This window comes from Streptomyces sp. NPDC048417, from assembly GCF_040651615.1.
Classification (GTDB): Bacteria; Actinomycetota; Actinomycetes; order Streptomycetales; family Streptomycetaceae; genus Streptomyces.
Map to the genome: position 1 here is coordinate 48,339 of NZ_JBEZKI010000022.1, position 25,495 is coordinate 73,833.

The window sequence follows — 25,495 nt, forward strand, 5'->3', positions numbered from 1 at the left end:
AGGTCCTTTTTACCGTGCCGAAGTCGGCGCTCTCTCACGTGATGGGAACAGATTTTCCTTCTCCATGACCGTGGTACCGCAGGAGCAGCATCGCGGCGTCGTCGTGGAGCGGCCCGTCGGCATGTCTGACCAGGTCTTCCCGCAGATCCTCCAGGGCCTGGTCCGCTTCGGGCTCCTTGAGCAGGTCGGCCCGGTCGCCGAGGGGATAGAAGGAGCCCCGGGCGTCCCGGGTCTCGGTGACACCGTCGGTGTACAGGAGGAGCTGGTCGCCGGGCGCGAAGGCCACCCGGTAGGGCTCGGGTCCCTCGGCCCCGTGGGCGCCCAGCCCGAGGGGAAGCGCGTACGCGGGCGGCTGCGGGAAGTCGACGTTGCCGTCCTGCCGCACGACCATCGGCGCCGGATGGCCGAAGTTGAGGAAGACGACCTCGTGACCGGAGCCGATCTCGGCGAGCACCGCCGTGACGAACTTCTCGCCCTCCAACTCCCGGGCCACACTGCGCTCAAGCCGCTCCCCCAGCCCCACCAGATCGGGTTCGTCGTGGGCCGCCTCCCGGAAGGCACCGAGCACCACGGCCGCCGTCTCCACCGCGGCCAGCCCCTTGCCCTGTACGTCCCCCACGATCACCCGGATCCCGTGCGGGGAGGCGACCACCTCGTACAGATCCCCGCCGATCCGCGCCTCCGCAACCGCCGAGGTGTACGACACCGCCGCCCGCAACGGCCCCGCGGTCCGCGGCACCGGCCGCAGCAGCACCCGCTGCGCCACCTCCGCGATCGAACGCACACTGGCCAGCTCCGCCTCCCGGCGCGAGCGCGCCACCGCGGCCGCGACACCCACCCCGGTGACCCCCGCCACCGACGCCATAGCCGTGAACCCACGGCGCTCCTCGAACAGCCCGTCGTACATCCCCAGCCCCACGCACAGCAGCAGCGCCACCGCCCCGATCAGCGCCGTACGCCGCCACCCTCCCACCAGCCCGGAGAACGCCGGCCCCAGCGACACCAGCGGCAGGAACCCCACACCAGGCCCGGACACCAGGTCAGCCCCGGCCACGACAACCATCACCGCCACCGGCATCCAGGACAGCACGGCGGACCGGGACGTCGGCTTGTGTTCGGTCATGACGCCCTCCAGCGGTACCGCGGTCTCAGGAGCCACCTTTCCAGGACCTCTGGCGCAGGCACCCCTCCCCGTTTTTAGACTATGCAAGAGTTTGCACGTCGAAGCGGGCCTCATTCCCGGCCCTTTACCCAGGAGAGGCCGAGAGTCACCGTGGCCGACGTACCCGATCCCGGAAGGCGGCCATGCTTGGCAGACAGACCCCACCGGACCGGCCCGCGCTTCCCGTCGGCTGGCGGCGCCTGGCCGCACGGCTGCCGATACTGCTCTTCCGTTGCGGGCTGGGCTGGGCCTTCGGTAAACGGCTGCTCCTGCTGCATCACACGGGCCGCGTGACCGGACTCCAGCGCCGAGCCGTTCTCGAAGTGGTGGAGCACGATCGGGCCGGCGGCAGCTGGACCGTCGCGTCCGGCTTCGGGCCGAGGGCGGCCTGGTACCGCAATCTGCGTGCGGATCCGAAGACGCTGATCGAGGTGGGCAGCCGCCGGCACGCCGTCACGGCCCGTTTCCTCCCACCGGACGAAGGCGCCGAGATCATGGCCCGCTACGCACGTCGCCACCCCCGGACCGCCCGTCGGCTCTGCGCCTTCATGGGATTCACACCCGACGGCACCGATGCGGGGTACCGGGAGGCCGGAAGAGGCATCCCCTTCGTCCTCCTGGAGGCCGCCCCAGGATTTCGCCCGACATGACCCGCAGGCCCACCGTGACCCGAGACTGGCGCTAAATTTTGCATCATGCAATCATTGCCCCCAGGGGGCCGAGTCGGCGGCCGGGTCGCCCGGCGCCCGCGCAGGAGTGACCGGCACGGATGACGGGCTCGGGTGGCGCGCCGGCCGCCGACGGGCCCCACGGACCTGTCCCGACGGGCACGCCTCACCATCCCCTCCGTTCTTCAGCAGTACGCCACTCCAGCGCGATGTACGCCCGGTCAAGGCAACGGGCATGGAGATGAAAGCCAGTGGTCGCTGAGCACCCGGCGGGCAACGGAGGACTCGGCGGCGAGGACAGTGGTCCGGCCGTCCCGGATGCCGTCCGGCGAAGATTCCTCGACGACACCGAGCAGGCCATCCGGGCCTCCGCGCCCAGGGAGCCCTCCGCACAGGAGCGAGCGGCAGGTGTCCGCTCCCGTCCGACGGGGCGGACCGCCGCGCGACGGTGCCGCCGGGCGACGGAGCGGGATTCCGGGCCGAACCGCATGGGCGACCCGGTCGGCGACCTGTGGGATCCGGAGGATCCGTGGACGGCGACGGCCTGGCGGGACCTGGACGGCCGCGGTAGACGGCGGCGGGCCGGCCGTGTCCTCGCCGTCGTCGCCGCCATCGCGGCCGTGGGTGCCCTTGCCCACGTACCCACCCGATCAGCTTTCCCTGACGGCAGACCCGACGAGGGCATCACACAGCAGTCCGAGGACGTCCTGCCGGACGGGGTACCGACCGCCACCGGCCCACCGACGGGTTCCGCGTACGCCGGCACGCCCTCCCCGACGCCCCGCACCGGGTGATGAGCACGACTCGGGTCACGTCCGTACGTGTTGCTGGACCGAGAGCAGGAAACCGAAGAACCCACGTGGGGCTACCAGAGGTGAACGACATCAGGTGCAAGGCCCGTTCGCTGATCGCCGTGGTCGCCCTGCTCGTCGGCGCCCTGCTCGGCGAAGCGGCGCCCGCGTCGGCGCACGCGACGCTGGCCGGCAGCGACCCCCGCGACGGTGGTGTGCTGAAGACCGCGCCGAAGCAGGTCACGGCGACGTTCGACGAGTCGGTCACCCTGGTCGAGGACTCGCTGCGGGTGGTCGACCCGGACGGGCGTCCGGTGACCGCGGGGCGTCCGCACCACGCGGGCGGCAAGAGCAACACCGACCAGGTGAACCTGACGGACGGTCTGGGGCAGGGCACCTACACCGTTTCCTGGCGGGTGGTGTCGGCGGACAGCCACGCTGTGTCGGGCGCGTTCACGTTCTCCGTCGGAAAGCCCTCCACGACCCGCGTCACGACCGCCGCCGCACCGGCCGTCGACCCCACGGTCAACGCGCTGTACGGCATAGGCCGCTACGTCGCCTACGGCGGTCTGGCGCTGCTGATCGGCGTCGCCGTGTTCGTCCTGGCCTGTTGGCGGTCCGTCACGGCCGTGCGGCTGATGCGCCGGCCGTTCGCGATCGGCTGGTGGGCGCTGCTGGGGTCCTCGGTCGCGCTGATGCTGCTGCGTGGCCCCTACGACAGCGGTGACGGGACGGCCGGGATACTCGACGTGAACTCGCTGCGCCAAGCGGTGGGCACCCGGCCGGGGATCGCCCTGCTCGTCCGGCTGATCCTGCTCCTGACGGTGGCCGTGCTCGTGCGGCGCCGGCTGCCGGAGCCGAAGCCCACACCGCGCGTCGTCGCGGTGAGCGGTGTGCTCGTGCTGGGCCTGGCCGCGACCTGGGTGACGGCCGAGCACGCGGCCGCCGGCATCCAGGTACCCGTGGCCATGGCCTCCACCGCGCTGCACCTGCTGGCCATGGCGGTCTGGCTGGGCGGCCTGACCGCACTGCTGGTCACGCTCCACCGCGCGCCCGCCGAGGATCCGCTACCGCCCGCCGCCGTCGCCCGCTTCTCCCGCATCGCCCTCGCCGCGGTGGCCGTGCTGGCGGCCACCGGTGTGTACCAGTCCTGGCGCGGACTCGGTTCCTGGCAGGCGTTCACCACCCCCTACGGCAGGATCCTCGCGTTCAAGATCTGGGCCGTGCTGGTGATGCTCTTCGCAGCGTCACACTCCCGGCGCTGGACGGCCCGGCTGCTGCCCGCGCCGGAGGAGGGACGGGTCCTGACCCCGGCAGGCCACGGCGGCCCCCCTCCCCCGGCCGAGGAAGGCGACACGGCGGGTCTCACTTCCCAGGCACCCCGACGCGGGTTGCGCCGGTCCGTGCTGGCGGAAGTGGCGATCGGCCTGGCGGTCCTCGTACTCACGACCCTGCTGACCGGCACCCAGACCGGTCGGGCGGACGCCGAGACGGCCGCCACCGCGACCAGAGTGCCGGGTCAGCCCGACATCTCCCTGACCCTGATCCCGTACGACACGGGTACCAACACCCTCGTCGGGCGCGGCAAAGTCCAGGTCAGCCTCTCGCCGGGCCGGACCGGCCGGAACGTGGTGGAGGCCCTGGTCTACGGCGCCGACGACAGCCCCGTCACCATCCCCGAACTCCGCCTGACCTTCACGGACACCGACCGGGCGATCGGCCCGCTGGACGCGGGCCTCGTCGACGAACACGGCTACTGGGGCAGCGACACCCTCAACCTCCCGGTCGCCGGGACCTGGACCATGAAAGCGACCGTCCGTGTGTCCGACATCGACCAGGTCACCGTGGAGAAGACCGTGACGATCCGCCAGTGAGAGCCCTGCCTAACGGGGTTCGGGGTTCTCGTTGTCGCGGCGGCAGCCGGCGTCCCAGGCAGTGCGCTGGTTGCCGTAGGCGGGAATGCCACCGAGGTCCTTGAGCGCGCGGGCCAGGTGGAGCAGGTTCCAGGTCATGAAGGTGGTGTTGCGGTTGGTGAAGTCGTTCTCCGGGCCGCCCGACCCCGGATCGAGGTACGACGGTCCGGGACCCGCCTCACCGATCCAGCTGGCGTCCGCCTGGGGAGGGATCGTGTACCCCAGATGCTGGAGGCTGTAGAGGACGTTCATGGCGCAGTGCTTGACGCCGTCCTCGTTACCGGTGATCAGGCACCCGCCGGCCCTTGCCCCGAGGCCGCGAGAAGCGCGGCGGGAGCACACTTGAGGCAACGACGGACCTGTCAGCACTCGCCCAAGGGGGTGTCGGTCATGGTGCGGTCCCCGGGAGGCAGGGTCAGGATGTGGCGCCTGCGCCGCAACCCGCTGAGGCGGCGCAGTGATGTGGTGGAGTGCTGGATCCTGCTCGCGGCGTGGTTCATCGCGCTGGCAGCGAGCCTGGTCACGGGTCTTGCGGCGGGATCCGCGGTGGACCACCGGCTGGACCGGCAGCGGGCCGAAAGCCGAACGGCCCCGGCCGTCCTCACCACGGAAGCGCCGGGCAGGACATCCGCGTCCGCCGCGGACGACAGCCGCGTCTGGGCCACCGTGCGCTGGACGGCCCCGGACGGCTCCACCCGCACCGGCCGCACAACGGTGCACCCCGGTGCGAAGGCCGGGACGCCGGTCACGGTGTGGATCGACCGTCAGGGCCGTCTGACGTCCGAGCCACTCGCGCCTGTCGATGCGGCTTTCCAGGTTGCCTGGACCGGCATTCTGGTCGCCCTGACCACGGGCGGCGCTGTGCTCGGCGTTACCCAGCTCCTTCGCCTCCGGCTGGAGCGGCGGCGACTGGAGCGGTGGGACGAGGAATGGGCACGTGTCGACAGCCCAAAAGGGTGGAGGACCGGGTGACGCGGCCTCGGAGCCGACAGCACGTGATGCCCGCGGCCCCGGTCCGGATTGCCCGCACGACGGTCGTCGGTAGCGGCGGGGAGAGGTCCGGGGCGGGCGGGACGACGTCTGCCCCGCCCGCACGCTGTCCCTCCCGAACGCGTACTACAGGGACGCGCGGCTCGCCCCGCGGTCCGGCAACAGGCGCCCTGCGGTCAGGCCCGATATGGTCTACAGAAGGTGTGCCGGGAAGTCTGGTCGGCGGACGTCCCCTGCTGCCCGGAGCCACTGGTGCGCTTCTTCCGCTCGTGTTTCCCCCGACTCCTTCGACGGTCCGTCGCACGCGGCCCGTGTGCATGTGAGGTCGTCCGACTGCGCGGTGAGCTCGACGCCCGCAGCGCTAGAGCCACCGGCCTGCGCCTGATCCGGCTGATCGAAGCGGGGCAGCTGGTCCTGGAGATCGACCTCGGCGAGGTGACGTATCTCAGCCCGGACGGCTGCAGAGCGCTGTTCGCCGCACTGCGTGCCGCTCGCGCCCACGGCACCCGGGTGGTCGTCACGCACGCCGACGAACACGCCCGGTGGATCCTGGATCAGCTGGGTATCGCCCGCGTGCTGGCGGCCCAGCCGGGCGGCGGCCTCTGATCGGCGCGGTCAGCCGGGACGCCCTCCGGCCGGACGGTCCTCCGGGGTGTGGCCGCTGCGAGGCCGGGGCACGCTGCCCATCTCCAGGGTGAAGGGCACCGGGTCGCTGTCGGATCCCTCGACCATCTCGTGCATCTCCCACACGCCGGTGCCGTCCCTGACGAACTCGGCCACGGTGGTGGCGGTGGAGTCGGCGACCTGGGCGAAGTCGTCCGCCAGCAGTTCGGTGTAGCGCTGGACGACCAGCACCCCGGCGTTGTGGATGTCGCCGAAGGTCCGGCGTCCGCCGTCCTGGTGGATGACCACTCCCACCACGACACGCCCGTAGGCGGCCGCGAGGCGGTCGAGCTCCAGCACCATCACCTCGACGTAGCCGAAGCCCTGGCCGGTCCGGCTGTGCCGGGTCATGTTGATCGTGCCGTCGGGTGACCGGCTGTCGTAGTGGACGATGTACTCCGGCCGGCCGTGGGGGTCGTCCGCGGAGTAGGTCGCGGCGACGATGTCGAGATGCCGGGGCGGTTCCCCGAAAGGGCTCGGGTCCCATTTCAGCCGTACCTCGACCTTGCCGAGCCCCTCGCCGACGCTGCTCACCGGATGTCGCCTCCCCGCACCGGACCGCTGAGGGCCCAGTCGTCCCCCACTCGTGAAGTATGGCCTGTGACCAGCGAATTGATGCTCCCTTGACGCGCGTCTCACCAGCCGGTCCGGAAGGGTAGGACGTGGGACACCCGTGATGGTGTTCAGGTTGCGTATGTTTCTGCCCGATGACCTGCGCGCCGGGCGGACCGGGTACGAACCTGGGCACAGGGATGTTTCGGGAAGACGGGAGCCGGACGTGCGTGCACGTGATCTGGCGGTGGAGTACCAGTCGGTGAGCGTCGACAGCGACGCCCTGGAGGCGGCGCGGCTAATGGCCGAGCACAAACTGCCGGCGCTGCTCGTGCTGGATGAACGGGGGGAGCCGAAGGCGATTCTGCCGGCCTCCCAGATGGTCAAGGTGCTGGTCCCGGCGTACGTCGTCGAGGACCCCGCGCTCGCGGCGGTCGTCGACGAACAGCACGCCGACCGGCTCTGCCAGGCGCTGGCCGGCCGCCGGGTCGGCGACTGCCTGTCGAGTACCGCTCCCGCGCCGCCGATCGCCGACCCGGACGACACTGCGCTGGAGGTCGCCGCTCTGATGGCTCGAGTGCGCAGCCCCCTGGTCGCCGTCGCCACGAAGGACAAGGCCGGCACTCGTCTGCTCGGGGTCGTCACCGCCTCGCACCTGCTGCACGAGCTCCTGGGCAAGGCGGGCGCGGCGAGCACACCGACCGCCTGAGCAGGCTCGCAGGCGGCCGGCTCAGGCCAGGGCGAAGTACCGCAGCCACAGGTACAGGGCGCTGATCAGCACGGTCGCGGCCGTGACGACGAGGCCGTACTTGGTGAACTGCCAGAAGGAGATGGGCTGGCGGTTGCGTTCGGCGATGCCGAGGACGACGACGTTGGCGCTGGCGCCGATCGCGGTGGCGTTGCCGCCCAGGTCGGCGCCCAGGGCCAGCGCCCACCACAGCACGTGATGGCCGTCTGCCGCGCCGCCCATGTCCTTGACCAGGTCGGCGGTGATGGGCGCCATGGTGGCCACGTAGGGGATGTTGTCGACGACTCCGGACAGGACCGCCGAACCGCCCAGCAAGGTGAGCGTGGCGCCCAGTTCCCGGCCGCCGGTGGCGTCCGCCAGGGCGCGGGACAGATCGCCGATGACCCCGGTCTCGATCAGGGCGCCGACCATCACGAACAGACCGGCGAAGAAGGCGAGGGTGGGCCACTCCACCTCGCCCAGGACCTCCCGGGTGTCCACCTTCGACACGGCAACCAGCAGACCGGCGCCGAGCAGGGCGACCACGCTCGGTTCGTAGTGCAGCACGGGGTGCAGGACGAAGCCGGCGACGACGAGCGCCAGGACGGCCAGCCCCTGCCACAGCAGCCGTGGGTCGCGGATGGCCTCGCGTTCCGTCAGTGTCATGACCTGTGCGGCGCGCTCCTCGTCGTACACGAACACCTTGCGGAACATCACCCGGCACAGCGCCAGCAGCACCACTGTCAGGACGGCGGCGATGGGGGCGAGGTGGACCAGGAAGTCGTTGAAGGTCAGTCCGGCCCGGCTGGCGATGATGATGTTGGGCGGGTCGCCGACCAGGGTCGCGGTGCCGCCGATATTGGAGGCGAACACCTCGGCGATCAGGAACGGCGCGGAGGGGAGGGCGAGGCGCTCGCAAACCAGCAGGGTGACCGGGGCGACCAGCAGCACGGTGGTGACGTTGTCGAGGAGCGCGGACGCCGTCGCCGTGATCAGTATCAGCATCGCCATCACCCGGAACGGTCTGCCCTGGGCCCGCTTGACCGACCAGATCGCCAGGTACTCGAACAGGCCGGTCTGGCGTAGCACGCCGACGATCGCCATCATCCCGAGCAGCAGGAAGATCACGTTCCAGTCGATGCCGGTGTGCTCGGAGTAGAACGCCGCCTTGTCGTCGGTGGCGCTGATCACGAGCATCAGTCCGGTGCCGCCGAGGGCCGCAGCCGTCCGGTGGACGCGCTCGCTGATGATCAGTACGTACGCGCCCACGAACACGGCCACGGCCGCCCAGCTCTGCCAATCGCTCATACGGCGGCCTTTCTCTCCACTTCGGTCGGCGGGTCCGCCGGGTCCTGCTCATCGTCGGGGATGCCGACCAGGTCCTCGACATCGAACATGCGGGCGATGGGTACGTCGGTGCTGGAGTGCGCCACGATCGAGAAGGCGATGCACACCGCGATCAGCGTGTACGCCTCCTCGGCGTGCGGAATGCCCGACTGCAGCACCAGCAACCCGTACACCACCGAGGCGAAACCCTTCGGCCCGAACCACGCAGCGGTCAGCTTCTCCCGCCGTGCGAATCGGGTGCCGGTCAGCGAGATCAGCAGCGACACCGGGCGGATCAGCACGGTCGCCAGCACCACCGCCACGTATCCCCGCCACGACAGGTCCGCGAACAGCGTCGGCGTCAGCAACGCCCCGAACACCAGCAGCGCGGCGAACTTCGCCAGCTCCGCCAGCGCCTCACCCAGCGGCTCGAACGCGTCCTTCGCCTCAGGGGAGACGGCGGCGAGCACGGCGCCCGCGGAGAACGCGGCCAGGTAGGGGTTGGCATGGGTGAGGTGGCACAAGCCGTACAGGATGACGCCGGTGGCCAGCGGCAGCAGTGGCTGCAGCTTCGGCTCGGCGCCCAGCAGCCGGAACCGTACGAGACCCCCCACGAGCAGCGGGAGCAGCACGCCGAAGGCCAGGCCGAGGCCGAGTTCGAGCGCGATCCGCCCGATCGACGCCTCGTCGGTGTGACCGGCGGCGGTGGGTCCGGCGGCGGCGATCAGGAGCAGCACGACGGGCAGGGCCAGTCCGTCGTTGATGCCGCTCTCGATGTTGAGCAGCTCGCGCAGTTTGGCCGGGACCTCCTTGCGGCCCACGATCGCCGAGGCGAACACCGGGTCGGTCGGCGCCAGCACCGCGCCCACCAGGAACGAGGTCGTCCTGTCCAGGCCCACCAGCCAATGGGTCACCAGCGCCATGAACACGAACGCCAGAGGCATGCCGAGCCCCAGTGCGCGGGCGGGATTGCGCCAGTTGGTCCGCAGCTTGGCGAAGGACACGTGCTGGCCGTCGGTGAACAGGACCGCGACCAGGGCCAGATCGGCGGTGACCGACACGATCTCGCTGGCCGGCGTGATGTGGATCAGCCCCAGGAAGCCGTCACTGACCAGTGCCCCACCGACGAGAAAGAGGAGGGAGGTGGACAGCACGGTACGAGCGGCCAGACCGGACAGCAGCACCGCGATCAGCAGCGCCACCCCGAAGACAGCGACGAGCACCACCGGAAACGCCCCCGATCGGAAGAGAGATCACACCTCTGTTCGCCGACCAGGCTTCCCGGCACACCGGTGGAAACCCTACCTGTTCTTGATACGTCTTTGACAGAACGCTTACGCGCACCGTCGCAGCCGGCAGATTGCCGGAGCCCGGCAGCGAGCCTCGCCCGCGTACGACTATGTCGCGGCCCTCGATGACCGGGCGGCGGCCGCACCGGCTGCCACCGGCATGGTGAGGACCATGGTGAGCCCGCCGCCCGGGGTGTCCTCGGCCACGAGAGAACCGCCCATCGCCTCGGCGAAGCCGCGGGCGACCGCCAGGCCGAGTCCCACTCCGGTGCCGCGCGGAGCGTCGCCATGGCGCTGGAAGGGTTCAAAGACCCGTTCCTTGGCCTCGTCGGGTATGCCGGGACCACGGTCCACGACCCTGACCTCTACGCGTTCGGCGATGGCGTCGGCCGAGACCAGGACCGGTTCGCCGTCGGGGCTGTACTTGACCGCGTTCTCGACGACGTTGGCGAAGGACCGCTCCAGCAGCCCCTTGTCGACGGCGATCATGGGCAGGGTCTCGGGGATGTCGAGGGTGACGGCCGACTCGGGGTCGGGGATGCCGAGGAGCGCCATCGGGACGACCTCGTCGAGGTCGGCCTCGACGATGAGCGGGGTGACCGTGCCGGTCTGGAGGCGGGACATGTCCAGCAGGTTGCCGATCAGGTGGTCGAGTCGGACGGTGCCGTCCTCGATTGCGGCCAGCAGTTCCGCACGGTCCTCTTCCGACCACTCCACGTCGTCCGCCCGCAACGACGTCACCGATGCCTTGATCCCCGCCAACGGGGTGCGCAGGTCGTGGCTGACGGCGGCGAGCAGCGCCGTACGGATCCGGTTGCCCTCGGCCAGCGCATGAGCCTGATCCGCCTGCTGCCGGAGGCGCCGGCGGTCCAGGACGACGGCGGCCTGGGCAGCGAAGGCGGCGAGCACCCTGCGGTCCTCGGCGGGCAGGACCCGGCCGGTGAGGGTGAGGGTCATGTGGCCACCGGCCGGCACGTCCACGTCCGCGTCCTCGGGGCTCCGGCACGGGCGCGGGCGCACGCTGCCCGCGCAGGTCCACGGATCGTGCTCGCCGGCCCGCTCCAGCAGGGCGGCCGACTCCATGCCGAAGGTCTCCCGTACCCGCTCCAGCAGCGCGTCGAGGCCGGTCTCGCCGCGCAACACGTTGCCCGCAAGATAGGACAGGATCTCCGACTCGGCGCGCAGCCTGGCCGCCTGCCGGGTCCGCCGGGCGGCCAGGCCGACGACCGAGGCGACGGAGACGGCGACCGCGAAGAACACCGCTATGGCGACGACGTTCTCAGGATCCGCGATGGTCCAGGTGTGCACCGGCGGCGTGAAGTACCAGTTGAGCAGCAGGCATCCGGCGGTGGCCGAGGCGAGTGCCGGCCGGAGGCCCCCGAGTAGGGCCGCCGCGACGGTAAGAGCCAGGAAGACCAGGACGTCGGTGGTGAAAGCCGGCCCGGTGCCGATGTGCGTGAGCACGAGGGCGAGCAGGAGGGGACCGGCCACTCCGACCCCCCAGCCCCCGATCGTCCGCCCCCGGCCGAGTTGTGCACCCCCGGGCGCCGGCAGCCCGCGCCCCCGGCCCGCCTCGTCGTGGGTGACCAGATGGACGTCGAGATCGGGCCCCGACTCGCGGGCGACCGTCGCGCCGACGCCGGGCCCGAGGACGTACTGCCAGCTCCGGCGCCGGGACACACCCAGCACGATCTGGGTGGCGTTGACACCGCGCGCGAAGTCGAGCAGGGCCGCGGGTATGTCCTCGCCGACGACGTGGTGGAAGGTGCCGCCGAGGTCCTCGACCAGGGTGCGCTGGACGGCGAGTTCCTTCGGGGAGGCCGAGGTCAGGCCGTCGCTGCGGGAGATGTAGACGGCGAGCACCTCGCCGCCGGCACCCTTCTCGGCGAGCCGCGCCGCCCGCCGGATCAGCGTCCGCCCCTCCGGTCCGCCGGTCAGCCCGACGACGATCCGCTCCCGCGAACCCCAGATCGCCGAGACCCGGTGCTCGCTGCGGTACTGCTTCAGGTACTCGTCGACCCGGTCGGCCACCCACAGCAGCGCCAGCTCGCGCAGGGCGGTGAGGTTGCCCGGCCGGAAGTAGTTGGACAGGGCCGCGTCGACCTTGTCCGACGTGTAGATGTTGCCGTGCGCCATGCGCCGCCGCAGCGCCTGGGGCGACATGTCGACCAGCTCGATCTGGTCCGCGCGCCGTACCACCTCGTCGGGCACCGTCTCGCGCTGGCGCACCCCCGTGATGGACTCGACGACGTCGCCGAGCGATTCGAGGTGCTGGATGTTGACGGTCGAGATCACGTCGATCCCGGCCGCCAGCAGCTCCTCGACGTCCTGCCAGCGCTTGGCGTTGCGGGAGCCGGGGACGTTGGTGTGGGCGAGTTCGTCCACCAGGGCGACGGCGGGGGCCCGGCGCAGTACGGCGTCCACGTCCATCTCCGTGAACACGGCGCCCCGGTACTCCAGTTCCCTGCGCCGGACCTGCTCCAGGCCGTGCAGCATCACCTCGGTGCGCTGCCGCTCGTGGTGCTCCACGAAGGCGACCACACAGTCGGTGCCCCGCTCCACCCGCCGGTGCGCCTCGGAGAGCATGGCGTAGGTCTTGCCCACGCCCGGTGCCGCACCGAGATAGATCCGAAGCCTGCCGCGTGCCATCGTCTCGTCCCTGTGTTTCGTGGCCGTCGTGTCGGAGGTCAGGCGCATCGACCCCTGCAGATCAATCCTGCTCATGAGGGAACCCGCTCCGGTAGGCCCTCACCGAACGACGCCGGTCCCGACGCACCAATACGCTCGTGCAGGCCGCCACGACCAGTACGGCGGCGGCGACGGGGATCAGGAAGGACGTCATGGCCTCTCCTTCTCGACGGCCACGTGCCGGGTGCCGGGGACGGCAGCCCGGTCGATCGCCGTCTCGACGGCCGCGATCCGGTCGGCGAGCAGTGCGAGGGCGGAGACCGCGCGGGTGAGCGGGTCGCTCTCCGGGCCGCCGAGGGACTGGCTGCGGACGTACGCGGCTTTCACCTCGCTCCACCGCACGGCCTGCTCGGCGGTCAGTGTGCCGCGCAGCTCGGCCAGTTTCAGCAGGTTGGCCTCGGCACCGGAGGTGAGGGTGCGGGCGTCGGCGGCGTAGTGGTCATGGAGGACGGCGGCGAGTTCGGCGCGGTCCATGACCGGCTGGATGCGCTGGGCGATCCTGTTCATGGTGCGGTAGGAGCCCTGGAGCCGGAAGGGCGGTTCGGTGCGGGTGGCGTCGGGCTGGGCGGCCGAGGCGATGTAGGCGGCGTTGACCGCGAGCACCGTTTCCCTGGCGGTCAGCAGCTGGCGCAGCACCGCCAGGATCCGCTCCAGCTCGGCAGCCGGGTACGGATGGACGAGGCGGTCCACGCGGGCCGCGGGGTCGCCCTCCGCCATGCGGACCAGCAGGTCGAGGTCGGCCCGGTCACGACCGGCGAGCGGGGCGAGGACCGGGTTGGCGGTCAGGGCGTTCTCGACGAAGCTGAACGCGAAGGCGTCCTCCCTGCCTGTCAGGACGTCGCCGAGGTTCCACACGTCGGCGCGGTTGGCGAGCATGTCGGGGACCTGGAAGCGGCCGCCGACCCCGGTGTAGGGGTTTCCGGCCATGCAGACGGCGAAGCGCTTGCCCCTGAGGTCGTAGGTGTGCGGCTCACCGTCCCGTACGCCCTCGATTCGGCGGGTGGCGTCGCACAGCGGGATGAACCTCTGCAGCAGTTCGGGCGAGGTGTGCTGGATGTCGTCCAGGTAGAGGAGGGTGTTGTTGCCGGCCTCCAGCGCGAAGTTGATCTTCTCGACCTCCCTGCGGGCGGTGGCGTCCGGGGCCTCGGCGGGGTCGAGTGAGGTGACCGCGGGCCCGAGCGCCGGGCCGTCGACCTTGACCAGAAGCAGGCCGAGGCGGTCGGCGACGTACTCGACGAGGGTCGTCTTGCCGTAGCCGGGCGGGGAGACAAGCAGGAGGAGGCCGCCGGTGTCGGTGCGCTTGCTCCCCCCGGTGGTGCCGAGCTGTCCGGCGAGGCTGTCCCCGATCAACGGCAGGTAGACCTCGTCGATGAGCCGGTTGCGGACGAACGTCGGCATCACCCTCGGCCGGTGCTCATCCAGCCGGATCCGCGTACGCTCGGCGACCACCAGTGCCGTGCGCCGCCGCTGGTAGGCGCGGTGCGCGGGGGCTTCGTGGGTACGGAACTCGCGGGTGCGGGCCAGGAGTTCGTCGATCCGGACCGTGAGGGTACGGCGGTCTACGCGCGGGTGGGTTCCGAGCAGCCCCGAGACGGTCTCGGTCAGCGGTGCGTCGGACTCGTAGCGGGGCAGATCCGGACAGAGCTCGGCCGCCACCGCCTCCGCGAGGTCTCCGGGGCCGACCTCCACCCCAGTTGCCGTGGTGTACGACGTCAGCCACGCCTCGACGAGTTGCCGGCGGTCGGCCAAGGCAACGAGGGCCGTGAGGTCGTCGTCGTACGCCGAAGTACCCACGGCACGGCGGAACTTGTCGAGCAGCGTGCGGGCGCCGGTACTGATGACGAACCCGGCGGGGCCAGAGGTGAGTTCCTCGAAGAGGTAGCAGGCGGCGGCGGTCGCGGTCGGGCCGCCGATCGCCGCCGCCAGTTCCCCTTCCAGGTCGGCGATGGCCGGGGCGAGGCCGAAGGTGTCGCGTGCGCGGGCCAGGGAGCAGACCCGGCGGGTCCAGGCCGTGCGCTCGTGGGCGGTGGTGGCGTGGGCCCAGAACAGTTGGGCGGCGGCGCGGGCGGCCGGCTGGTGGCGGAGCGCGCCTGCGCCGTCGTGCAGGCGCAGCAGGGCCTTGAGGATCAGTACGGCGTCGTGGTCGTGGACGCCCCGCTCGTACCCCTCGTCGTGGGCCGCCTCCGCCGCCTGCCGGACCAGGTCGGGCAGGTCGGCCTCCGCGAGCACGGCCGGGCCGTGCTCGTCCAGGAGCCGGGAGGCGAGGTGTTCGGCGCGGTAGACCTCCGGGGACTCCGAGGGCAGCGGGCGGTCCCAGTAGGGGCGGGTGGCCGCGAAATCCGGATCGGTGACCGGCGCGCGGTAGTCGGTGCCGGTGACGGCGAAGGCGAGGCCGTCGCCGTGCGGGACCAGGGTGAGTTCCAGGGGCTGGGTGTTCACGGCGAAGCGGTGGGTGCCGAGGCGGAGCGTACGGCCGCCGTCGGCGTACAGGTCGCCGCGGTCGCGCAGGGCACGCAGGGCCTCCTGGCGGGCTGCCTTGAGGCGGCCGTCGAGTTCCTCCGCCCGTACCTGGTCGCCTAGTTCGCGCAGTTCGCCGATGGTGCGGCGGATCTTGGCGGGCAGCGGGTCTGAGGTGAAGTACGTGGTGACGGCGTCCGTGTCCGTGAGGGTCGCGGCGCGCCGGGTCACCGTGCCGAGGTCACGGGCGGCGGAGTCGGCGAGGCGTTCGGCGCGGCGGGCGCGGGCGTCGGCGAGGCTCTGCTTGCGGACGGCGAACGCCTCGTGGACCTCGTCGCGCCTGTCGGCGAGCGTGCCGAGGAAGTCGTCGAACTCGGCGAACCGGGACTCCAGGTCCTCGATGTGCACGAGAACCCGGGCGAGCTGCTCGTCGCACGTCTCAGGACTGCCGGCGGCGGCGAGAGCGCTCGTGACGGTCTGGCTGAGCAGGGCGGACTCGGCGGCGAACGCGGCGCGTCCCTCGCGGTCGAGGAGGTCGCGGCGGCGGCCGTCGAGGGTGGCGCGGGCGCGGTTGAGACCGCCGAGGACTTCGGAGATCCGCTCCAGGACGGCGGTACGCACGGTGGCATCGCCGAGATCGAGCCCGGCGACGACGTCGGTCACCGTCCGCAGCCCGTCGGCGAGTTCGTCGAGGCGTGCGGAGACCGGCGCGGCCTCGGCGACCGTGACGATCGCCCCGGCGTCGGCGGTGAGCCGCTCGACGTCCGCCCGGTACTCGGTGAAGGCGTCCTCGCGGGCGAGGTGGGTGACGGCCCGCCGGCCGAAGGCGGCGAGGTCGGCCTCGGTGGCGGTGGCCAGCTCGTCGATACGGGCGGTGTCCGCGTACCGCATGTCCCTGAGGGTGAGCAGGTGGCCCTGGGCACGGCGGAGTTCGGTCAGGCCGGCCACCCAGGCGGCGGCGCCCCGCGGGGCCTCGCCGCGCAGACGTCGTACGACCGCGGCGATCCGCGCGTCGGCTTCGGTGAGCGCGTCGGCGGCCTGCCGGGTGAGGGCCTGGACGGCCGCGAACTCGGTCAGCACCTGTTCTGCCGTGGCGCGGACCTGTGTGAGCGGCTCGTTCAGGTCGCCGAGTTCCGGGTCGCCCAGCCAGTGGTGGACGTCGGCCGCGCGCACGCACGCGGCGGCCAGTGCTTCGTACACCTCGGTCGTCGGGGTCGTCTCTGCGACGGATCGGGTGATGGACAGGCAGTCGGAGATGCCGCGCACCAGGTCGGCGTTGCCGACCCGGGCGAGCGGCCCGGCGCCGAGGGGCTGCGCGGCCGCGTGGGTGTCGGAGACGTACGGGGAGTTCCACAGCTGGAGCGGGTGCACCCGCCGGGCGTCGTCGCCGTCGGCGTGCAGGACGGCCAGCGTGCCGTCCTCGAACAGGGCCCAGCCGTGGCCGGACAGCGGGGCGGCGACCTCCTTGCGGATCATGTTGTACGGCAGCAGCAGGCTGCGGCCCGTGACCCGCGAGTGGAAGGCGTACAGCACGTCCTCGCCGTTCGGCGAGCGCACCTCGCGCTCGAACTCCAGGCCGGTCACGTCGAGGTCGTACGTCCGGTGGGTGCCGGTGGCCAGGCAGTAGCCTCCGGGAAAGACGACGCCCTGGTCCTCGGGCAGGCGGCGGCAGGCCAGGCCGATGCCGTCCAGGCGGACGACGGTCCTGGTCAGCGTGTTGAAGACCAGGTGGCGGTCGGAGCCCTCCTTGTAGGGGCGGATCCGCAGCAGGACCAGCGAGCCCACGCGGGCGTAGGCGATGTCCGCGTCGGCGAGGGACTGCAGCGGCTCGTCGACCGGCTCGGAGTGGATACCCTCGTCCGTCTCGGTGTCGTTCTCGACCTTGACGGTCAGCGTCCCGCCGAGCGTGTCGACGAAGACCTCGCCTTCGACGGAGACGTGCGGGTGGCGGCCCAGGACGTGGTCCTCGCGGGTCGTCGCGGTCCACTCGACGTCGTGGGAAGGCGGCAGGACGTGGTCGCGGTCGCCGCGCGCGTCCACGAACGACGCCCCGCCGTCGTCGGTGAGTGCCCAGCGCAGGACGCGGGTGTCGCCGGCTTGGTCACCGGTCTGGAAGACGGCGAGCAGCTTGCCGTCCACCCGGTGGAGCCGGAGCAGCCGGGCCTGGCGGTAGTAGCGGTGGAGGTCGGCCATCTCGCGGACGAACGCGGGGTCGTCGAGCAGGCCGGGGACGGCGTCGTCGGGCAGCCGGTTCAGGTGCCGGTCGTAGAGCGCGAAGACGTCGCCGACCGCGTTCCCGGACCCGGGGTTGTGGCCGAGGAGGAGGGTGTCGCCGACGGCGACGAGGTCGCGGGGCACACTGGCGTGCTCGGTGCGCAGCCGTCCGGTGCCGGCCAGGTCGAGGCGCGACGAGTCGAACTCCTCGGTGCGTCGGGCGTTCAGGGCCTCGGCGCGACGGGCGAGTTCGGCGGCCTGGGCGGTGAGCCGGACGCGCAGCACCTCGTAGGCGCCGGCGTCCGGCTTGTGGGTGCCCTGTGCCTCGTACGTCCCGGTGTCCTGGCCGGTGCTCATGGATCCCTCTCAGCAGATCGAAGGAGGTACGTGGTGCGGAGCCGCCGTCCCCTGTGCGGCGGCTCCGGACCACGAACCGGTCAGCCCCTGGCGCTCCCGTTGAGGGCGGCGAGGGAGGTGTCGGCGAGCCCCAGCTCGCCCGCCCTGTCCAGCAGTTGCTGGAGCCGCCCGGGGTTCGCGGCGCCCGACGTCATGAGCTTCGTCAGCAGCGCGGACACGGTCAGGTCCCGGATGCCGGCCGCCGAGACGGATCCGAGGGCGCGGCCGAGGTCGTCGGGAAAGCTCGCGGTGCCGTCGAGCCAGGGCCCGGCGAGCGCCTGCGCGGTGTCGGAGTTCTGGACGAACCCGTCGACGCTCTTGCCGAGCGAGATCGCGGAGACGAGCCGGTCAAAGAAGAGGGACTCGCCGCCGACGATGTCGATGTCGGCGTTCTCAAGGCCGGTGGCGAGCACCGTGGCCTGCGCCTCGGCGATCTGCCGTTGCGCGTCCAGCCCGGCGAGCCGGATGTCCTTCTCGGCCGCCAGCCGCAGCCGGTACTCCTCGTGACCGCGCGAGGCGTCGTCCAGGGCGGCCATCGCCGCCGCCTTCTCGGTGAGGCCGGCGGCCTCCGCCTTGAGCTTCTCGCCGATGCCCTCAGCCTCCGCGAGCACCTTGGCCCGGGTGCCCTCGGCCTCGGCGCGCAGCCGTGCCTCGGACGCGGCGGCCTCCGCCCGCCCGGCCTTCTCGATGACCTCGGCCTCCTTGTCGCGGACCTGCACGGCGGCCAGTCCCTCGGCGGCGGCCTCGGCCCGGACGCCCTCGGCGAGCCGCAGCTTGGCCTGGGCGTCCAGGTCGGCGGTCTTCAACCGGGCCTCGGCGAGGGTGATCTCCTGTGCGGCGCGGTGCACGGCTGCCTGCTCGGCGGCCTCGGCGGCCTTGATGTCCTTGACCAGCTTCTCCTGTGCCTCGGCCTCGGCGGCGATGACGACCGCCTGCCGCTCCCGCTCGGCCTCCTCCACGGCCCGCAGCTTCTTGATGGCTTCTTCCTGCTCGGCGACCGTGCGGTCCACGGCCACCCGCTCCCGGACGACCTCGGCGATCTCCCGCTTCTCCGCCTCGACCTCCTTGTCGGCGGCGATCCGGGTCAGCTGGGTCTCCCGCTCCCGGGCGATGACCTCAAGGAGGCGGTCCTTCTCGACCCGCTCGCCCTCGACGGCGATGACCCGCTCGCGGTTCTTCGCGGCGACGGCGATCTCGCGGGCCTGGTTCTCGCGCTGGATGCCGAGTTGCTCCTCGGTCCTCAGGAAGGCGCCCTGCGACCGGAGCCGCTCCTCCTCCGCCACCCGCGCGGTCTCGGCCTCCTCGCGGGCCCGCACGGTCTCTATCTCCCGGCGCTGCTTGATCTCGGCGTCCGCCTGCCGGCGCTCCAGCTCCAGGATGGCCTCGCGCGCGTCGACGTTCTGGCGGGTGATCTCCTTCTCCTCCGTGCGCTGGGCCTCGTTGGTGCGCACGTGCTCCACGGCCGTCAGCTCGGTGATCTTCCGGATGCCCTGGGCGTCGAGGACGTTCGCCGGGTCGAGCTGGGACAGCGGCGTCTGCTCCAGGTAGTCGATCGCCGCGTCCTCCAGGTGGTAGCCGTTGAGGTCCACGCCGATCAACTCGATGATCTTGTAGCGGAGTTCCTCGCGTTTGGTGTAGAGGTCGGTGAAGTCAAGCTGCTTGCCGACGGTCTTCAGCGCCTCGGAGAACTTCGCGTGGAACAGTTCCTGGAGCGTCTTCTGGTCGCTGGCTCTCGCAGTGCCGACGGCCTGAGCGACCTTGACGACGTCCTGGGCGGTCTTGTTGACCTTGACGAAGAACGAGATCCGGATGTCGGCGCGGATGTTGTCCCGGCAGATGAGCCCGTCCCGCCCGGCCCTGGTGATCTCGATGGTCTTCACCGAGATGTCCATCATCTCGGCCTTGTGCAGCACCGGCAGCACCACCTGCCCGGTGAACGTCACGTCTACCCTGCGCAGCTTGGAGACGATCAGCGCCTTGCCCTGCTCCACCTTGCGGAACAGCAGGGAGACGACGGCGACGGCGAGCAGGCAGACGGCGATGAGCACGCCGATGCCCATGGTCATGGGAGTCATGGCATACGTCCTTGAGGCGTAAGGGAGTTCGAGCGTTCCGGCGGGAAGGAAGAAGAGAAGGAGGGGGGAAGGGAACCGGGCGGGCCGTGGCTCAGGCGGCGCGGTCCCACTTCGCACGCGAGGGTGCCACCGTTTTGTCCGGGTCGTCCCGTTCATCCGGGAAGAACCGGTGCAACGGCCGCACGAGCAGGCGGGTGGCGGGCCAGGCGAGGAGCAGCGCTCCCGCGGGGGCGACCAGACGCAGCGGCCCGGCGACGGGCCCCGGGGGCCCGATCGCGCTGACCACCACCACGGCCGAGACCCTCAGGGTCCAGGCGAGCACCGTCAGCAGCGAGAGAGCGACCGCCACGGGCACCCCGCCCATGGGCCACGCCCGCGGTTCCACGTCCGCGTCAAAGCTGCCGGCATCGGTCAGATGCGCCAGGGGCAGGAGCCAGAAGCACACCACCGCCACCAGGGCCGTGGTGGGCAGGATGGTGGGGAGGCCGGTGGCGGCCACCAGAAACGTCCGCATTTCCCGCCCCCTCTCGGCCCGCGCCGCTCGTGTCCGTGGGGGCACGGATCAGATCCGGGTTCCGGTGCGGGCACCTGCCGGTGTCCGGCACCGGAACCGTCCGTGGTGCTCCCCGCGAGCCATGCTCCACGACCGGAGCCGCCCCGCGCATTGCCGGTGTCCGGCAGTGTTCATTAGGGTCTGGATGCCGGTGACCGCTAAGAAACCATCAGCGGCGCGTCAAGATTCCGGGGGACGACGTGACAGACGGGCACATACCCGAGCGGTACCTCGACGGCTACGACCGGATCCTCGCCGAGGTCTCCGCCACCGGCCGACGCCTCACCCGGGACGAGATCGCCTCGCGCCGCGCCCTGGGAGAACAAGCCGCCGAGGCCGGCCACGGCCTGCGCGCCCTGGTCAGCGCACACCTCGCGGCCGCCCGCAGGGCCTGGCCCACCGCGTCCGGCTCGGCCGACGAGGCGCTCGCCGCCGTCCAACAGGTCGTCGACGCCTTCGCCGAGGGCTTCGAGCGCGCCCAACTGCTCGCGGTACGCCAGGAGGAAGCCGCCCGCCGGGAGTTCATCGACGACCTCCTCTACGGCCGCAGCAACCTGGGCCGCCTCTCCGAACGCGCCGAACGCTTCGGCCTGCGCCTGTCCCACGCCCACGCGGTCGCCGTCGCCCAGGGCGCGACCGCCTACGGCGAGGGCGACCCGGTGCCGCGGCGGGTGGAGCAGGCCGTCATCGCCCGGTTCGGTGACCGCAGCGTCCTGCTGACCACCAAGGACGGCCGACTGCTGTGCATCGCGCCCGGCCACCAGGCCGACGTCCTCACCCACTTCGCCAAGCAGGCGCACGCAGCCACCGACGGCGGCCGGGTCGCCATCGGCCGCCCCCAGCCCGGCCCCGGCGGGGTCGTCCAGTCCTACGAGGAGGCACTCAACGCGCTCGAAATGGCCGAGCGCCTCAACCTCGACGAGCCGGTCCTGCGCGCCGCCGACCTGCTGGTCTACCCCGTCCTCACCCGCGACCGGCAGGCCATGGCAGACCTCGTCCAGGGCACCCTGGGCCCGCTCGTCACAGCCCGCGGCGGCGCCGAGCCCCTCCTCGACACCCTCACCGCCTACTTCGACTCCGGCTGCGTGGCCACCGAGGCGGCCCGGCGCATTTCCCTGAGCGTGCGCGCCCTGACGTACCGCCTGGATCGCATCCACAAGCTCACCGGGGCAAACCCCGCGGACCCGACCCACCGGTACATGCTCCAGACGGCGGTCATCGGGGCACGGCTGCTGGACTGGCCGGCAACAGCTCTGTGATGCCCTGGACGCCGGGATGAACGAGGGCCGACCTCAGCAAAGGACCGCTCCGCGGGTACGCGGCAGGCCGACGGCGCCTGATGGCTGCTCGTCGTTTGCATGACCATGACCTCGTCATTACATCGGGGACCGAACCATTGCACTATCGTCCTATTGGGACCCGCGGTGACGCCGCCTACGCCGCAACCCGAGCGGTCGAGGAATGTCCAAACGGCGCCGCCGCGGGTCCCGCGAGGGACATCACAGCAACCCCGACCGCAGGGTGAGCCATGCCGATCGAACCGGACGAGGACATCGCGATCCGCCACGTCATCGACCACCTCAGGACCGCCTACGGCGACAGCCGCACATCCGACGAGGTCGAGGCCGCGGTCGCCACGGCGTACGCCTCCTTCAACAGCCTGCCCATCCGGGCCTACCTCCCGGTGCTCGCGGAAAGGCGGGCTCGCCGGATCCTGGGCGAGGACTCCCCCGCGCCCGAGGACATCTGACACTCCGGCAGACCAGACGGGACTGAACGGCACTCGCGACAGGCGGAGGCACGAACCGCCTTCGACGCGACCGCAAGACGCGCCACATCGCACGCGGAGGCGACCTTCACCCCGATTGCACATTCAGGCCCGACACAGCGGTGCGCGCGGTGCACTCGCTAGACACAGCAGGTCCGGAGTCCGCCCGCCACACCTCCACACGTCCACGATTCGTTCACATGTACGCCGACGCCTGAGAGTTGTACGCTGCAAAGGTGGAGGGGGATAAGTATCGCTTCGGAGATTTCGAGCTCGACGTGGCCGGGCATCTGCTCCGCCGGGCCGGCGAGCCGGTCCATGTCGAGCCCCGTGCCCTGGACCTGCTGTGCCATCTGGTCGAGCACCGGGACCGGGTGGTGCCGAAGAACGAACTCCTCGATGAGGTGTGGGGAGACCGCTTCGTCAGCGAGGCGGCGCTCACCACGGCGCTGCGGACCGCGCGCCTGGCCCTCGGGGACACCGGCAGTCGGCAGGACCTGATCCGCACCGTCCACCGGCGGGGCTACCGGTTCGTGGCCGCAGCGACGGTTGTCGGGGACGAAGCGTCCGTCGGCACCACACGGCAGGCCGGCTCCGATTCTGCACCGGCCGACGGCCCGAGCGGCCCCGACAGCCAGACGATCCGGTTCTGCCGGGCCGCCGACGGCACCCGCATCGCCTACGCCACCGCCGGCTCGGGCCCGCCCCTGCTCAAGGCCGCCAACTGGATGTCGCACCTCGACCTGGAATGGACCACCTCGGTGTGGTCCCACTGGCTGGGCGGACTGGCACGCAACCGCCGACTGGTCCGCTACGACGAACGCGGCTGCGGCCTCTCGGACTGGACCGTGCCGGGCTTCACGTTCGACGACTGGGTGGACGATCTCCACACTGTGGTCGAGGCCACAGGGCTCGACCGCTTCCCGTTGCTCGGGGTGTCGCAGGGCGGGGCGGTGGCCGTGGCCTACGCCGTACGTCACCCGGAACGGGTCAGCCGGCTCGTCCTCGCCGGAGCCTACGCCCGGGGCCGACAGGTCCGGGCCCGGACCGAGGCCGAACGCGAGGAGGCGGCCCTCGACCTGGACCTGGCCCGTGTGGGATGGCTCCACCAGGACCCCAGGTTCCTGCGGGTCTTCGCCTCCCAGTTCCTGCCCGAGGGCACACCGGAGGACTGGGCCGAGTTCACCGCCTTCCAGCGGCAGACGACCTCACCCGCCAACGGGGTCCGCTTTCTGGAGGAGTTCGCCAGGATCGACGTCTCCACCATCGCCCACCAGGTGGCCTGTCCCACGCTGATCATCCACTCCCGCGACGACGAGCGGGTACCGGCCGCACAAGCCGGTGAGCTGGCCGCGCTCATTCCCGACAGCCGACTGGTCCTGCTGAAGAGCCGCAACCACCTGCTCACCGCGTTCGAGCCGGCCTGGGACGAGTTCCTCGCCCACATCGACGCCTTCCTGGCCGAGTGAACCGGACGCCAGAGCCGGCACGCGTGCGCTGAGGACGCCCTCAGCATGCCCTCATGGAAGCCTCAGACCTTCCCCAAGCCCCGGTACCGCGACCGGCCCGATTCTTGGAACACGCCGGGCCGAAGGGCACTCGACCGAGAACGTGCTCCGACCCGGCATCCAGGAAGAGCCACGACGCCAGAGAAAAGGACTGAACATGCGAGTCGACAACACCAGGACGTCCGGCCGGGCCCGGAGCCGACGGGGGCTGGCGCTGCTGATCGCCTCGGGGGCCGCGCTGGGCTCCCTGCTGCTGGGCACCGTTCCCGCGCAGGCCAACGGCACCACCAAGGAGGTCTCGGCCGACGGCCAGTCGATCACGTTCGCGACCAGCGACAGCAGCCGGAACGTCAGCGGAGGCGTGACGTTCGTGGTGAACGCGGACGGCAACTGGTCCATCACCGGAACCGCCCACAACTCGAACCTCCTCGTCCGCACGTTCCACTGGACGTGTGACCTGACGTGGGACGCCGCCAAGGTCACGCACGTGACCGCGAAGAAGGCCGCGCCGGGCAAGACGACCCGGACCATCAGCTCGGCGGCCTACGACCCCGACGTCCAGGGCGACTTCGTCGCCATCGCCGACCACGGCAGGGCCGACTGCGACATCGTCATCGGCTGAGCTCCTCCACCGGAAGTCCGGTGCGTCCTCCGCGGATCCGTCGTGGCTGGTCGCGCAGTTCCGCGCGCCGCTTCGAAGAGCTGCCGGACAGCACCGGGCTTCACCGCACGTGCTGGTCGAGCCGTGTCCGCCACCAGAGCCCGGATCGCCGACGCCACGTCGTCATGCCGTGGTCAATCCGTCACGGCCGGGCCGGCAGCCGCGTCCGAGGACATCGAAAGCGAACGAGCCCCGGCATGGACAGTCCGGCCGCCCGGGAAACCGAGTCGCTCTCACAACTCGATCTGACCACGGAGAAGGAGCCACCCGCCCCACAGTGAGCCCGGCCCGCGCGCAGCCGGTCGGGCTCACCGGCGAAGGTCCGGACCATTGACCCTACGGCTTGGGTGAAGCCGTGGCAGGATCGCGATGACGTGATCGCCCTCCTCCACCCGGTGCACACCGCTTATCTGCTGGAGGTTGGTGCAGAGGTTGCGGTGGGTCAGCATCACGCCCTTGGGCACGCCCGTCGTACCGCTCGAATACGGCAGCACGGCCACGTCCACAGCGGGATCGACCGAGCACTCCGGCACGTCACCGTCGCGGAGCAGCCCCAGCACCGGACGGTGGCCGTCGGCCTCGTCACAGACGAGGATCTCGATGTCCCGGCCAGTCTGCCGACGCGCCAGTTCCACGGCGGCCCGCGCGGTCTCGACCAGCGCCGACACGCTCACCATCAGCCGCGCGCCGGAGTCGGTCAGTTGCCCGGCGATCTCGGCCGGCCGGGCCAGCGGGGACAGTGGGGTCGCCGTTCCGCCCGCCATGGTGGTGGCGTAGAAGACCACGGGGAAGAGGATCGTGTTCGGCATGTGCAGCGCGACCACGTCGCCCTTGCCGAGGCCCTCGGCGGCAAGACCGGTCGCGAGCCCGCGCACCGTCTCGGAAAGCTCGCCGTAGGTGAGTGTCCGTCCGCTGGCCACGTCCACCATGGCCGGCCGTGTGCCTCGGCGGGCGGCGTCGCCGAGCACCCATTCATGAACGGGGCGGTCGACGACGTCGACGTCCAGGTACCTGCTCTCGTAGATCATCGAATCTCCTCCGGATGGGGCGCCTCCCGCTATCGCCGGTGATCCGCGACCGGGCGCCGCCCTGGC

The 25,495-nt window shown here is 71.4% G+C and carries 19 protein-coding genes and 1 pseudogene; 10 read left to right on the forward strand and 10 right to left on the reverse strand.

The features are described 5' to 3' along the window. Positions 1-34: 34 nt before the first annotated feature. Entirely contained in the window at positions 35-1,123 is a 1,089-nt protein-coding gene (locus tag AB0D59_RS31510; RefSeq protein ID WP_362572610.1) for a PP2C family protein-serine/threonine phosphatase, read from the reverse strand. 182 nt (positions 1,124-1,305) lie between these two features. Between AB0D59_RS31510 and AB0D59_RS31515 the strand changes: the two genes are divergently transcribed. The 3 genes from AB0D59_RS31515 to AB0D59_RS31525 all read left to right on the forward strand — a co-directional run bounded on the left by AB0D59_RS31515 (position 1,306) and on the right by AB0D59_RS31525 (position 4,495). Next, entirely contained in the window at positions 1,306-1,812 is a 507-nt protein-coding gene (locus AB0D59_RS31515) for a nitroreductase family deazaflavin-dependent oxidoreductase (protein ID WP_362572613.1), read from the forward strand. Between the two features lie 269 nt (positions 1,813-2,081). Continuing rightward, positions 2,082-2,624: a hypothetical protein gene (locus tag AB0D59_RS31520; protein WP_362572616.1), complete on the forward strand. Its 543-nt coding sequence runs from the start codon at positions 2,082-2,084 to the stop codon at positions 2,622-2,624. 80 nt (positions 2,625-2,704) lie between these two features. Next, on the forward strand, positions 2,705-4,495 hold the full coding sequence (locus AB0D59_RS31525; RefSeq protein ID WP_362572619.1) for a copper resistance protein CopC: 1,791 nt from the start codon (positions 2,705-2,707) through the stop codon (positions 4,493-4,495). 9 nt (positions 4,496-4,504) lie between these two features. On the opposite strand, the pseudogene AB0D59_RS31530 reads toward AB0D59_RS31525, so the two are convergent. Beyond that, positions 4,505-4,834: pseudogene (locus tag AB0D59_RS31530) on the reverse strand (flavodoxin family protein); the annotation flags it as partial. A gap of 120 nt (positions 4,835-4,954) precedes the next feature. Between AB0D59_RS31530 and AB0D59_RS31535 the strand changes: the two are divergent. Both AB0D59_RS31535 and AB0D59_RS31540 read left to right on the forward strand, forming a co-directional pair. Next, entirely contained in the window at positions 4,955-5,506 is a 552-nt protein-coding gene (locus AB0D59_RS31535) for a hypothetical protein (protein WP_362572622.1), read from the forward strand. Between the two features lie 219 nt (positions 5,507-5,725). After that, the gene (locus AB0D59_RS31540; RefSeq protein ID WP_362572624.1) at positions 5,726-6,130 is read left to right on the forward strand and encodes an STAS domain-containing protein; all 405 of its coding nucleotides are present in this window, start codon (positions 5,726-5,728) and stop codon (positions 6,128-6,130) included. 9 nt (positions 6,131-6,139) lie between these two features. On the opposite strand, the gene AB0D59_RS31545 is transcribed toward AB0D59_RS31540, so the two are convergent. Continuing rightward, the gene (locus AB0D59_RS31545; protein ID WP_362573011.1) at positions 6,140-6,760 is read right to left on the reverse strand and encodes a TerD family protein; all 621 of its coding nucleotides are present in this window, start codon (positions 6,758-6,760) and stop codon (positions 6,140-6,142) included. 205 nt (positions 6,761-6,965) lie between these two features. On the opposite strand from AB0D59_RS31545, the gene AB0D59_RS31550 reads away from it, so the two are divergent. Next, entirely contained in the window at positions 6,966-7,448 is a 483-nt protein-coding gene (locus tag AB0D59_RS31550) for a CBS domain-containing protein (RefSeq protein ID WP_362572626.1), read from the forward strand. A 21-nt stretch (positions 7,449-7,469) separates the two neighbouring features. Here the strand turns inward: AB0D59_RS31550 and AB0D59_RS31555 are convergent, their stop codons facing one another. The 6 genes from AB0D59_RS31555 to AB0D59_RS31580 form a co-directional block, all read right to left on the reverse strand. Beyond that, positions 7,470-8,774 carry an ArsB/NhaD family transporter gene (locus AB0D59_RS31555; protein ID WP_362572629.1) on the reverse strand — a complete coding sequence of 435 codons (1,305 nt, stop codon included), beginning with the start codon at positions 8,772-8,774 and terminating at the stop codon, positions 7,470-7,472. Next, positions 8,771-10,018 carry a cation:proton antiporter gene (locus AB0D59_RS31560; protein ID WP_362572632.1) on the reverse strand — a complete coding sequence of 416 codons (1,248 nt, stop codon included), beginning with the start codon at positions 10,016-10,018 and terminating at the stop codon, positions 8,771-8,773. The genes AB0D59_RS31555 and AB0D59_RS31560 overlap by 4 nt, the downstream gene beginning before the upstream one ends. A 171-nt stretch (positions 10,019-10,189) precedes the next feature. Continuing rightward, positions 10,190-12,730, reverse strand: coding sequence for an ATP-binding protein (locus AB0D59_RS31565; RefSeq protein ID WP_362573013.1), 2,541 nt, complete (start codon positions 12,728-12,730; stop codon positions 10,190-10,192). 189 nt (positions 12,731-12,919) lie between these two features. Further along, positions 12,920-17,797 (reverse strand): DNA repair ATPase, encoded by a 4,878-nt coding sequence (locus AB0D59_RS31570; RefSeq protein WP_362572635.1) that lies wholly within the window; start codon positions 17,795-17,797, stop codon positions 12,920-12,922. 80 nt (positions 17,798-17,877) lie between these two features. After that, positions 17,878-19,911, reverse strand: a complete 2,034-nt coding sequence (locus tag AB0D59_RS31575) for an SPFH domain-containing protein (RefSeq protein WP_362572638.1) — start codon at positions 19,909-19,911, stop codon at positions 17,878-17,880. Between the two features lie 91 nt (positions 19,912-20,002). Then, positions 20,003-20,425 carry a hypothetical protein gene (locus AB0D59_RS31580; RefSeq protein WP_362572641.1) on the reverse strand — a complete coding sequence of 141 codons (423 nt, stop codon included), beginning with the start codon at positions 20,423-20,425 and terminating at the stop codon, positions 20,003-20,005. Between the two features lie 239 nt (positions 20,426-20,664). Between AB0D59_RS31580 and AB0D59_RS31585 the strand changes: the two genes are divergently transcribed. From AB0D59_RS31585 to AB0D59_RS31600, 4 genes are all read left to right on the forward strand, one after another. Next, positions 20,665-21,723 (forward strand): helix-turn-helix domain-containing protein, encoded by a 1,059-nt coding sequence (locus AB0D59_RS31585; protein WP_362572643.1) that lies wholly within the window; start codon positions 20,665-20,667, stop codon positions 21,721-21,723. Positions 21,724-21,992: 269 nt separating this feature from the next. Beyond that, positions 21,993-22,214, forward strand: a complete 222-nt coding sequence (locus tag AB0D59_RS31590; protein ID WP_362572646.1) for a three-helix bundle dimerization domain-containing protein — start codon at positions 21,993-21,995, stop codon at positions 22,212-22,214. A gap of 254 nt (positions 22,215-22,468) precedes the next feature. Beyond that, positions 22,469-23,701 carry an alpha/beta fold hydrolase gene (locus AB0D59_RS31595; RefSeq protein WP_362572649.1) on the forward strand — a complete coding sequence of 411 codons (1,233 nt, stop codon included), beginning with the start codon at positions 22,469-22,471 and terminating at the stop codon, positions 23,699-23,701. A gap of 196 nt (positions 23,702-23,897) precedes the next feature. Further along, on the forward strand, positions 23,898-24,362 hold the full coding sequence (locus AB0D59_RS31600; RefSeq protein WP_362572652.1) for a hypothetical protein: 465 nt from the start codon (positions 23,898-23,900) through the stop codon (positions 24,360-24,362). A 347-nt stretch (positions 24,363-24,709) separates the two neighbouring features. On the opposite strand, the gene AB0D59_RS31605 is transcribed toward AB0D59_RS31600, so the two are convergent. Beyond that, entirely contained in the window at positions 24,710-25,429 is a 720-nt protein-coding gene (locus AB0D59_RS31605) for an AMP-binding protein (RefSeq protein WP_362572654.1), read from the reverse strand. Positions 25,430-25,495 lie beyond the last annotated feature (66 nt).